Source organism: Shewanella frigidimarina (assembly GCF_003797125.1).
Lineage (GTDB): Bacteria > Pseudomonadota > Gammaproteobacteria > Enterobacterales > Shewanellaceae > Shewanella > Shewanella frigidimarina.
In genome coordinates, this window is record NZ_RKKE01000002.1 from 593546 (window position 1) to 605748 (window position 12203).

Annotated in this window: 7 protein-coding genes, 6 tRNA genes and 1 pseudogene; all 14 read right to left on the reverse strand. The window is 40.9% G+C overall.

Translation table 11 applies throughout. From position 1 onward, the window contains the following. Nucleotides 1-133: 133 nt before the first annotated feature. Nucleotides 134-454 carry a quaternary ammonium compound efflux SMR transporter SugE gene (gene sugE / locus EGC86_RS07545; RefSeq protein ID WP_123777128.1) on the reverse strand — a complete coding sequence of 107 codons (321 nt, stop codon included), beginning with the start codon at nucleotides 452-454 and terminating at the stop codon, nucleotides 134-136. Between the two features lie 144 nt (nucleotides 455-598). Then, a pseudogene (locus tag EGC86_RS21140) lies at nucleotides 599-993 on the reverse strand (DUF3465 domain-containing protein). Between the two features lie 368 nt (nucleotides 994-1361). Beyond that, nucleotides 1362-2492: a sodium ion-translocating decarboxylase subunit beta gene (locus EGC86_RS07555; RefSeq protein WP_011636541.1), complete on the reverse strand. Its 1131-nt coding sequence runs from the start codon at nucleotides 2490-2492 to the stop codon at nucleotides 1362-1364. A gap of 9 nt (nucleotides 2493-2501) precedes the next feature. Further along, the gene (gene oadA / locus EGC86_RS07560; RefSeq protein WP_123777129.1) at nucleotides 2502-4277 is read right to left on the reverse strand and encodes a sodium-extruding oxaloacetate decarboxylase subunit alpha; all 1776 of its coding nucleotides are present in this window, start codon (nucleotides 4275-4277) and stop codon (nucleotides 2502-2504) included. Between the two features lie 13 nt (nucleotides 4278-4290). After that, nucleotides 4291-4533, reverse strand: coding sequence for an OadG family transporter subunit (locus tag EGC86_RS07565; protein ID WP_123777130.1), 243 nt, complete (start codon nucleotides 4531-4533; stop codon nucleotides 4291-4293). 601 nt (nucleotides 4534-5134) lie between these two features. After that, nucleotides 5135-5211: transfer RNA gene (locus EGC86_RS07570), tRNA-Arg, on the reverse strand. A gap of 73 nt (nucleotides 5212-5284) precedes the next feature. After that, nucleotides 5285-5376: transfer RNA gene (locus EGC86_RS07575), tRNA-Ser, on the reverse strand. Nucleotides 5377-5384: 8 nt separating this feature from the next. Further along, a tRNA-Arg gene (locus EGC86_RS07580) sits at nucleotides 5385-5461 on the reverse strand. 28 nt (nucleotides 5462-5489) lie between these two features. Continuing rightward, a tRNA-Arg gene (locus EGC86_RS07585) sits at nucleotides 5490-5566 on the reverse strand. Between the two features lie 27 nt (nucleotides 5567-5593). Next, a tRNA-Arg gene (locus EGC86_RS07590) sits at nucleotides 5594-5670 on the reverse strand. Nucleotides 5671-5692: 22 nt separating this feature from the next. Then, nucleotides 5693-5784 (reverse strand) — tRNA-Ser (locus EGC86_RS07595). A gap of 1021 nt (nucleotides 5785-6805) precedes the next feature. Beyond that, nucleotides 6806-7003 (reverse strand): carbon storage regulator CsrA, encoded by a 198-nt coding sequence (gene csrA, locus EGC86_RS07600; protein WP_011636538.1) that lies wholly within the window; start codon nucleotides 7001-7003, stop codon nucleotides 6806-6808. 457 nt (nucleotides 7004-7460) lie between these two features. Then, nucleotides 7461-10085, reverse strand: coding sequence for an alanine--tRNA ligase (gene alaS / locus EGC86_RS07605; protein WP_123777131.1), 2625 nt, complete (start codon nucleotides 10083-10085; stop codon nucleotides 7461-7463). A gap of 799 nt (nucleotides 10086-10884) precedes the next feature. Beyond that, nucleotides 10885-11949 carry a recombinase RecA gene (recA, locus tag EGC86_RS07610; RefSeq protein ID WP_011636536.1) on the reverse strand — a complete coding sequence of 355 codons (1065 nt, stop codon included), beginning with the start codon at nucleotides 11947-11949 and terminating at the stop codon, nucleotides 10885-10887. Between the last annotated feature and the right edge of the window lie 254 nt (nucleotides 11950-12203).

The following is a 12203-nucleotide window of genomic DNA, read 5'->3' on the forward strand; positions in this document are numbered from 1 at the left end:
TGTCCATCGTCAAAATAGTTGAATGCAAAAAAATGAGTGAAAGCTATTGAGGAGACGCTGGAATGACTTAAATGGCAAAAGGCTACGCATCCAAAAAGAGCTCAGTCGAAAGTCCGACTACACCAGAGAAGATCTATTTAGAACTCGACAGTTTCAATCCGATAATGCCAATAACAATCAACAGTAGACTCACTAATCGAATCAATGTTACTGACTCATTAAACAATACCATTCCTAGTACTGCTGTCCCTACCATTCCCACGCCAACCCAAATAGCGTAAGCCGTTCCAACGGGCAACGATTTCATCGCAATGCCCAGTAAGCCAATGCTAATCAACATGGCGACGATAGTACCGACACTTGGCCATAAGCGAGTAAAACCTTCGCTATATTTAAGTCCTATAGCCCATACTATTTCAAATAATCCCGCTATCACCAAAATAAACCAAGCCATACACACCTCTGTGTTACGGGGCCGTCCCCAGATGAAATAGAGAGGTAAGGTCGTCTTCACGTCACATAAACAGATATCGGTATCGCAAAAAAATCTAAGCCATTATATTGTGATTAGGGCATTCACTGAATAGGTTGCGAGCTACTATTGGTACGTTTTACCCTGACGCATCAACCAACCATTAATGTGGCGGCAATTAGGTTCGTGGTGAGTCCAATGCACAACACCGCCTTTGTTATTCCATTTATACACACCGTAAAATTGTATCTCATCACCGACAGATATCGCATCAATCCGTGGTGCTAAATCAATCTTTGATGTCTAGCACCTTTATTATCATCTGGTAGCAGCTTAACTACGGTTCCTAGACTTTGTACTTGAACATTGTCCTGCATGTGCTCAAAAGCTTGCTGGATTAATACATTATTTGGGGCTGCTGAGTGTTGAATTGTACAACTGGATTCGAATGAGCTGGTTGATGTATCGCTAAATGATTTAGCTGTACTATGTTGTGGTAAAACGAACCATTGATATGACAAAACAATTGTAACGAGTAACGCGAGCCATTTTTTTCATGGGTTTTGCTGTCCTTAGCCTAATTAACAAGGTAGTTAAACGGAATGGTATCCGACAATAACCACAAACAAGAGCACTATATTATTGAGATAGTGAGTAACAAACACCGTGTTTGAACAGTCACTTTCAACCAAGTTCTCTGTGTAAGTGATAAATAGACAACTGCAACCATAAAAGATCTGAATCCATCGAAAATGAATAGCGGCCAATAAAATAACCACCCAAACAAAATGTATCAAAAAAGTGACTTAATATAAAACAAAACAGCCCAAACGGATTAAAGTTTGGGCTGTTTTGTTAACGTCAAATATAAGCTATAAAAACAAACTACTTAGCCTAGCACCGCCAATAATACACCTGCAGCAACGGCACTACCTAGCACACCTGCAACGTTAGGCCCCATGGCATGCATGAGTAAGAAGTTTTGGTTGTTAGCCTCTAAACCAACCTTATTGACTACTCGTGCAGCCATTGGTACAGCAGATACGCCTGCAGCGCCAATAAGCGGGTTAATTTTTCCACCAGAGAGTTTACTCATTAATTTAGCCATCAATACCCCTGAAGCGGTACCAATACTAAACGCAACCGCGCCGAGAATTAAAATACCTAGCGTTTCGATACGCAGAAATTGATCTGCTGAAAGCTTAGACCCAACAGCAAGACCTAAAAAGATCGTCACTATGTTGATTAATTCATTTTGTGCCGTTTTCGATAAACGATCCACCACACCCGATTCGCGCATTAAATTGCCCAAACAGAACATACCAATTAATGGGGTTGCTGCGGGTAAAAATAAAATGGTTAACCCTAATACCATCAGTGGAAAGATAATTTTCTCTTTCTTACTGACTTCACGCAATTGTTCCATTTTAATTTCACGTTCTGCTTTGGTAGTGAGCAGTTTCATGATCGGCGGCTGAATTAATGGCACTAACGCCATGTATGAATATGCAGCAACGGCAATCGCCCCTAACAATTCAGGCGCCAGTTTAGAGGCTAAGAAAATCGCCGTCGGACCATCTGCGCCACCAATAATGGCAATAGCCGCAGCATCTTGCATACTAAACTCAAACCCAGGCACCCAATTTAAGGCAATAGCACCAATTAAGGTTGAGAAAATCCCAAATTGTGCCGCTGCGCCTAACAATAATGTTTTAGGATTAGCAATGAGTGCCCCAAAATCAGTTAATGCACCAACACCCATGAAGATAAGCAATGGGAACACCCCAGTCTCAATCCCGACATGATAAGCGTAATACAGTAAGCCACCTTCGTCGGTAAAACCTGCATTAGGAATGTTGGCTAATATGGCACCAAATCCAATAGGTAATAACAATAACGGCTCAAATCCTTTAATTATCGCTAGAAATAACAATAAACAACCCACAGCCATCATTAACAGTTGGCCACCAGTAAAGTTAGCGACACCTGTTTCAGCCCAAAAAGCCAATAATCCTTCCATTTCGACCTCTTATGCTAGTGATAACAATGTTGAACCTACAGTTACACTGTCACCCTGCTTAACCGCTAACTGAGTTACAACACCATCTTGTTGAGCACGAATTTCGGTTTCCATTTTCATCGCTTCGAGGATGATGATCACTTCACCGGTTTTAACCGCTTGACCATTACTGACTAACACTTTGAAAATATTTCCCGATAACGGCGCGGCCATGGTGCATTTAATCTCACCCGTTGGCGCTGAGGCGACCGTTGCAGACGCTGCCGCAATAGGTGCTGATGCTGGCGCGATATGACCGATCTCACCACCTTCACTCACTTCGACCACAAAATGTTGACCATCGACATCGACGGTATAGGTCTGTGGGCCTTTATCGACTTTCACTTGTAAATCATCTGCACTTGGGACAGGTTCAAATGCATCTGGATTGCCGCGATTTTTAAGAAACTTAAGACCAATTTGATTGAATAACGCGTAAGTCATTACATCGTCATCTTGTTCTGCAGCTAAGCTAAAGCCCTGCTCTTTGGCTGCTTCTGCAAGCTCTACACGTAACTTATCAAGTTCTGGTGCAATTAAATCGGCTGGACGACACGTAATAGGCTGCTCGCCTTTTAACACTCGGGCTTGTAGTTCGGCATTAACAGGCGCTGGCGTCGCACCATATTCGCCTTTTAGTACGCCTTCGGTCTCTTTGGTCATCGACTTGTAACGCTCACCCATCAGCACGTTGATCACTGACTGTGAACCTACAATTTGCGAGGTAGGCGTAACTAAAGGTAAGAAGCCAAGATCTGCGCGTACCCGTGGGATCTCTTCAAGCACGGCATCCATTTTGTCTGCTGCGCCCTGCTCTTTTAATTGATTTTCCATATTGGTTAGCATGCCACCAGGCACTTGAGCACGTAAAATACGTGAATCAATGCCCTTCAATGCACCTTCAAAACGAACGTATTTTTTACGTACTTCACGAAAATAGGCTGCTATTTCTTCTAGCAACACCATATCGTAACCTGTTGCTCTGTCGGTATCTTCAACCATTGCGACTAACGTTTCGGTAGCGCTGTGGCCGTAGGTTTGGCTCATTGAGGATATTGCGGTATCAAGCACATCAACACCCGCTTCAATCGCTTTTTGATATGTAGCGCTGCTTAAGCCCGTTGTGGCATGACAATGCATCGACACCATTAAATCCGTTTGTGATTTTAATCGACTAATAAGGTCGTAAGCTTGCATTGGCTTAAGTAAACCCGCCATATCTTTAATACATAAAGAGTCTGCGCCCATATCTTCTAGGCGTTTAGCCATATCAACCCAAGTATCAACGTTGTGAACAGGGCTAGTGGTAAATGAAATGGTACCTTGGGCGTGGCCGCCCACGTTTTTAACCGCTTTAACCGCTGTTTCAAGGTTACGTACATCGTTCATTGCATCGAAGATACGAAATACATCAACGCCATTGGTATGAGCTCGTTCAACAAAACGCGTAACGACATCATCGGCATAATGTCGATAACCCAATAAATTCTGACCTCGAAGCAACATTTGTTGCGGAGTATTAGGCATGGCTTTTTTCAATTCGCGAATACGATCCCATGGATCTTCGCCTAAATATCGAATGCATGAATCAAAAGTAGCGCCCCCCCAAGACTCGAGTGACCAGAATCCGACTTTGTCTAATAACGGTGCGATGGGTAACATATCGTCAATACGTAAACGTGTTGCCAATAATGATTGGTGTGCGTCACGCAGGACGACATCGGTTAATGCTAACGGCTTGCTCATAATGACTCCAAATTTATTTCGCGCGGTATTGATGTATCGCAGAGGTAATAGCGGCAACCAACTTAGGGTCTAAAACAGTATGTTCAGTTGCATTAGAACTTACTGTCGCTAGCGTAGGAACCTCTACAGAGGGCGGAAAAAGCTTGGCAACAATGCCAATGCCGATGATTAAGATACTCAAAAAAATAAATACTAAGCCCATGCCCATTACCATGATGCCTAGCGCATCGGATAACTGCTCAGATATCGATGTCATGTGTCCTCACTTTATCTGTTAAACATCAAACCAATGCGTTGACTATTATGTACCGTCTCTCAATGTGCGATCATGGTGCGATGTCACATAACGTGCACCAAGATAACAATATTGTTAACGACCACATAAATAACTCGAGCTATTCAAAAAGCATAAATATTCAAACTCAACGATTATTCAACGAAGTTTTATTTCATTGTAAAAACAACAAAAAGAGGCTGTAAACCTAAAATCCTGTCACAAAATATAAACAATTTACAACAACAATGCTATCTTTTTGTAAATTGGTCTTACCAAAACAAAGAAATCTAATTATGGAAAATCAATAAAACACAAAATAAATGGCAATAATCTGATGAATCATCAATAAAATCACTATATTCACTTTTAAAATAACAAATTCATAATTCAATGATAAAAATTACTCACACTTTATTGGTTTAACAAATTGATGAAATAGATGATTAAACATGACATGAGTAATAAGTGAATAAAGATGTGAAAATCAATTTTTATGAGATAAAGCGGTTGCAGTAAGATGAGAAAGACAATGAAAATTAAGCAAAAAAAAGCCCTGCATTAATGCAGGGATTTTTTATTATGGTGCGCGTGGGAGGAGTCGAACCTCCGACCGCCTGGTTCGTAGCCAGGTACTCTATCCAGCTGAGCTACACGCGCAAAATCGGTAAAACAAGCCATTCATAAATATTGCTATCGTCTGCATGTTAAGTGCGCGACGTTACTTAATGAATGGCGGAGAAGGAGGGATTCGAACCCTCGATGGGATTTAAAGCCCATACTCCCTTAGCAGGGGAGCGCCTTCGGCCACTCGGCCACCTCTCCGCAATATATGGTGCGCGTGGGAGGAGTCGAACCTCCGACCGCCTGGTTCGTAGCCAGGTACTCTATCCAGCTGAGCTACACGCGCATAAATTGGGTTTTAGTGAAACATGAAATGGTGCGCGTGGGAGGAGTCGAACCTCCGACCGCCTGGTTCGTAGCCAGGTACTCTATCCAGCTGAGCTACACGCGCATTCATGTTTAACACTTTAATAGATAATGGTGCGGATGGGAGGAGTCGAACCTCCGACCGCCTGGTTCGTAGCCAGGTACTCTATCCAGCTGAGCTACATCCGCATCGTATATCTATTGTAAGAAATGGCGGAGAAGGAGGGATTCGAACCCTCGATGGGATTTAAAGCCCATACTCCCTTAGCAGGGGAGCGCCTTCGGCCACTCGGCCACCTCTCCGTTTCTTGGCGCACATATTACTGTTTGATGAAAATAAGTCAAACCCTTTTTAGGAAACCTAACTTCATTTGGAGTGTTTTTAAGCACATTGGAGATAATAGACTCAAATCTTGATGAAAACAGTCGTTTTTTGATGAATATTCTTTTTAATTTACAGACATAATCTCATTAAACATCGGTTCATCCGACAAGCGTTTTAAGGTTTTTCACCAAAGAGATCTTTAAAGGCATCGTTGATTTAAAAACCTAGCCTCGTCAATTGGACAATTTATACTCGCAATGACAATTCCACATCATATTAAGTAATAGAAAATGGCAACATAAAGCCATTTTGAAGATGTTTATCTGCTTTGACTTGCATGAGCTTACGATGAATTTGTAATGTTCAACAATTACAACGCTAGGATCAGGCTGAATTATCCAAACTTAAATGAATATACGTTTAAAGAAAATGGCTTAGTACTGATGGTTAACTAGAAGTAGCATCCTGTGATCATTCAACACTCACTTAACTAAATGCATCAGACGGATAACATATATAATGACAAATCCTTTATAGATGCATTCAACAAACTTAATAAGTGTGCTGAAATCATCTTGTGAGAGCCTCATTCATTTCACTTCAACCTTGCATCAACTTAAAGGGAAATAGTCCTACTTACACTAACAAGCTTAAATTGAAGCTGTGAGGTGCTCTACGCTACAGCTAATGTAACCTCAACGCAGAATAACAGATGGATCAAGCGATAAACGTTAGAATAATAACAAGTCACTCATATTCAAATTGACCCGTTATTATTTGAATTTGGGTCTAAATTTGAGGCTAACCCGTGAAATCACACTTAACTAGTCTATCTTTCAATTGCCCCATAAAGCCAACAAAGCCTGTTTGATGGCAGTAAAAATGCCGAATAGAATTTAACGAACAAGGCTGATTAAACTAAACGGTAATATACCGTAATGTAAAAAACAAAAAAGCCAGCAAATGCTGGCTTAATGATATCGACATAATCTGCCGAAATTAGTAATTACCACCTTCAGAAGGGGTTCCTGACTTCTCAGATTGAATACGTTGGTAGATCTCTTCACGGTGAACAGATACTTCTTTAGGTGCATTTACACCAATACGTACCTGATTACCTTTAACACCTAGCACAGTAACGGTGACTTCATCACCGATCATTAATGTTTCGCCTACTCGACGAGTCAAAATTAGCATTCGATTGCTCCTTTAAGTTCAATCTGCATAACACGCTTTATCCGTAATATGCGCTCATTATAAGGTCTGCTTTACATAAAATCATAGTATCAATTTCTGAATACATCAGTTTATAAAGCAAATTCTCTTAGGAAATCATAAAACTTGACGATTAGTCGTCTTTTAAAACGAGAATAACCGTAAATTAATCACATTCACGATATAAGATTCAGTAGCTAAACAATCCAATACGGCAAACCAATAACAAAAACGACAGGAATTGAAAACCAATACAATATTAAAGTACTACACAAGTACAATAGTAAGCATTGCCCAACGCTTGCAACCCTTTAAACGCTTTTACTGTTAGCAAGTTAGTTCACTATGCCAAATCTACTCATAGCACTCAAGTCATAAAGTCGCATATCTTAGACTTTATGACTCAATTGCCAAAAAAAACGCTAATCTACAGATTTCATTAACTTAAACGTTCGTTTACCCAGGGCTCTACAAGGGCTAATGCTGCGGCTAAATTCTCAGGCTGAGTTCCACCAGCTTGTGCCATATCAGGACGTCCACCGCCCTTACCGCCAACATGTTGTGCAACCATTGCAACTAACTCACCCGCTTTGACCTTTTTGGTTAAATCGTTGCTGACACCAGCAATTAAATTAACTTTACCGTCTTTAGCAGTACCTAGCACAATAATCGCAGATTTTAACTTTTGCTTCAGCTCATCTTGTAATCCACGAAGTGAACCAGGGTCAATACCATCAAGCTGTTTAACTAAAAGTTTAACACCATTAATTTCTACCGCATCACCTGCCATATCGGCACTGGCCGCAGCAGCTAACTTATCTTTTAATTGAGATAAATCTTTTTCTAATTGCTTCACTTTATCTAGCTGAGCTTTTAACTTGACCACAACTGAAGCACTATCGGACTTAAGTAGTTGTGCAGCTTCATCTAACATGGCTTGCTGCTCGGCAATATAAGCCATTGCAGCAATACCCGTAACAGCTTCAATACGACGTACTCCTGCGGCAATGCCATTCTCAGAAGTAATTTTAAATAAACCAATATCACCAGTGCGGCCAACGTGAGTTCCACCACACAGTTCGATAGAGAAATCACCCATAGTGACAACACGTACTTGGTCATCGTATTTCTCACCAAATAATGCCATTGCACCTTTTTCTTTGGCTTCATCAATGGCCATTTCGGCGGTACAAAGTTCATGGTTGCGACGAATTTGGGTGTTAACCAAATCTTCAACAGCTTTCAATTCTGATGGCTTAACCGCTTCAAAATGAGCAAAGTCAAAGCGTAAGCGTTCAGGATTAACAAGTGAACCCTTTTGAGACACATGTGAGCCTAACACTTGACGTAATGCAGCATGCAATAAGTGAGTAACAGAATGATTCAATTGCGTACGATGGCGTAACTTTTTATCGACCTGCGCGGTTAACTGTTGCCCGATCACTAACTGACCTTGAGCTAGTTGACCTTGGTGACCTGTAGCTGGACCAAATTTTTGAGTGTCTGCAACGGTAAATACTACACCATCTGCTGTCAGCAGGCCTTTATCACCAACCTGCCCACCAGATTCTGCATAAAATGGAGTATTGTCTAATACTACGACGGCATCCTGACCCGCTGTCACGGTATCAACCGCTTTACCGTCAACATATAAAGCAATCACATTAGGCTGACCAGTTAACTCGGTATAACCACTGAATGCGGTTTCTGCGTCGATAATTAATTGGCTATTATAATCAGCACCAAAGTTACCTGCAGCTTGTGCACGGCTTCTTTGTTCAGCCATTGCTGACTCAAAGCCAGCTTCATCAACGTTAATATCACGTTCACGACAAACATCTGCAGTTAAATCAACAGGGAAGCCATAGGTGTCATACAGTTTAAATAAGGTGTCGCCGTCTAAAGTATCACCTTGCAAGTTGTTCAACGCGCCATCTAAAATAACTAAACCGCGCTCAAGAGTGCGAGCAAACTGCTCCTCTTCCGCTTTTAAGGCTTTTTCAACAATAGCTTGAGTTTGTTTTAAGCCAATGGCGGCATCGCCCATTACGCTAATAAGTGTTGGCACAAGTTTGTAGAAAAATGCGTCATTAGCGCCCAGCTTGTTACCATGACGAACTGCGCGACGAATAATACGACGCAACACATAACCACGACCTTCATTTGATGGCATAACACCATCAGCAATTAAAAATGCACATGAACGAATGTGGTCAGCAATAACACGCAGAGATTTATTTTCTAAATCAGTTACACCGATAATTTCAGCAGTTTTGGCAATAAGTTGTTTAAAAATATCGATTTCGTAGTTTGAATGCACGCCTTGCATAATCGCAGCAATTCGCTCAATACCCATACCTGTATCAACAGAAGGTTTTGGCAAAGGCAACATTTCACCGTCGGCTTGACGGTTGTACTGCATAAAGACAATGTTCCAAATTTCAATAAAGCGATCACCGTCTTCTTCAGGCGTACCTGGGCGGCCACCCCATATATGATCGCCATGGTCGTAGAAAATCTCACTACAAGGACCACAAGGACCAGTGTCACCCATCTGCCAGAAGTTATCTGACGCAAAAGCTCCGCCTTTATTATCACCAATGCGGATCATGTTTTCTGCTGGCACACCTATTTTTTGAGTCCAAAGATCATATGCTTCATCATCGGTTTCATAAATAGTCACGCAGAGGCGTTCTTTTGGCAGCTTGAGCGTTTCAGTTAAAAAGGTCCATGCAAAACGAATTGCATCTTCTTTGAAATAATCACCGAAACTGAAGTTACCTAACATTTCAAAAAACGTATGGTGACGAGCGGTATAACCCACGTTGTCTAAATCGTTATGTTTGCCACCTGCACGAACACAACGTTGAGAGGTTGTCGCACGAGTATAATTGCGCTTATCCATGCCGAGGAACACATCTTTAAACTGGTTCATACCTGCATTAGTGAATAACAGTGTTGGGTCATTTGTGGGAACAAGCGAGCTGCTATCAACAACCTGATGTCCGTTATCTTCAAAGTACTTTAAAAAAGCGCTTCTTAACTCTGCTGTAGTCTGAAACATGAAATGGCCCTGAATATAGAAAATACGAAAGTAACGAGCTTGGCATGCAAGCCTGTAAATGTAAGCATTATATACTGAATTTACGTCAATGTGCGAGATGAGTGACTCGATTATCCTCTTCGCAGAAACCGATAATAATAGTTATTAATAAGCTGTCTCATTGACTAAGCTTAAGTAGCATAAGTCTGGGTAATAAACGCTTCTCAAACAACCTCCTGCCCTACTAACCGCATTGGGTTAACTGACAATAGGCTATTTATTGCCTGTCAATTTGCTTAATTTAGCAAAACAAATATTGAGGTGGACAGGCTGGTTAGCAATAATGGTTTTTATCGAGTGCCGGACTACTCTTCAAATATAAAATGATCTAAATTCAGTTTAATTGATTCGAATAATTAGCCGCTATTAACTATTACGATAAAACAACAGTCTTGGATAGGAATAAACTAGCTTTAAAAATATATGAGATAACAGCAGATCTAGCAGGTAGTTTATTGCAGGATTTGATTTCACACGCTAAATACTAAATACCAAGCGCTTAGCTATTGAATATAAACAAGTTAATAAGTTTTACATTAAGGTAGCTTAAGCTTACTAAAAGTAATGTAGAGTAACAACGATGTCATAACAACGGCTGAAACTCACAATAACGAGTACATGAATTTTTGAGTATATCAATGATTAAGCGGTGTAGTTTTTAGCTGTGAAGTTATTCGCGGTATAAATGTCTGAAGATTTTAGGGGAATATTCGCGGCGCGCAAGATGCGCTACCGCGATAGAGGTAACTTACTGGCTAGCTTAAAACACTTCGCCAGTTTCAAGGTCAATATTCTCATCACTTTCTGTTTTTGAATCTGATGAATTAGCACCACCATTCAATAACATAGCACGTAAAGTGGTATTAATTTCGCTAGCAATGACTGGATTCTCAGTCAAGAACTTACCTGCGTTAGCACGGCCTTGACCAATTTTTTCGCCTTTGTAGCTATACCAAGCGCCCGCTTTATCAACTAACTTATGCGCAACGCCTAAATCGACTAACTCACCGGTACGGTTAATACCTTGTCCATAAAGGATTTGGAATTCCGCTTGCTTAAACGGAGCCGCAATTTTGTTTTTAACCACTTTGACGCGAGTTTCATTACCAACTACTTCGTCACCGTCTTTAATGGCACCGGTACGACGAATATCTAAACGTACTGAAGCGTAGAACTTAAGTGCATTACCACCGGTGGTAGTTTCTGGACTACCAAACATCACACCAATTTTCATACGAATTTGGTTAATAAAAATAAGCAAAGTATTTGATTGCTTAAGATTACCAGCCAGCTTACGCATTGCTTGGCTCATCATACGAGCGGCAAGGCCCATATGTGAATCACCAATTTCACCTTCAATTTCAGCTTTTGGCGTTAATGCCGCAACAGAATCGACCACAATAACGTCTACAGCACCAGAACGAGTTAACGCATCACAAATTTCTAATGCTTGCTCACCAGTGTCTGGTTGTGAACAAAGTAGGTTATCAATATCTACGCCTAGCTTTTTGGCATAAATAGGGTCCAGTGCATGCTCTGCATCAATAAACGCACAGGTTTTACCTTCGCGTTGCGCTGCGGCGATTACTTCAAGAGTTAACGTCGTTTTACCTGATGATTCTGGACCGTAAATTTCAACGATACGTCCCATTGGCAAACCGCCCGCACCGAGTGCGATATCCAATGAAAGCGAACCGGTAGAGATAGTTTCAACATCCATTGTGCGATCTTCGCCCAACTTCATAATTGAGCCTTTACCAAATTGCTTTTCAATTTGGCTTAAAACGGCGGCTAGTGCTTTCTCTTTATTTGGATCAACCTTCATTATAAAACCCTCTTAAGGCATTCAATACGTTTAGTAAAATGCTATTTCGACTTAGGTGAAGTGATGTGAATCATTTCAATATGTTCATCAGTATACTGTATAGTCATACAGTATCAAGTGCTGAGCTGATTTTTTTTTTAACCTTTGAGAATTGCCTATTTACATCAATATTTTATCCTCATAAAATTTTTTGTTTGAATCTATTTATACGCTGGGGACAAATATTGTTAAGATTAGTCCCATAAGATTTACGT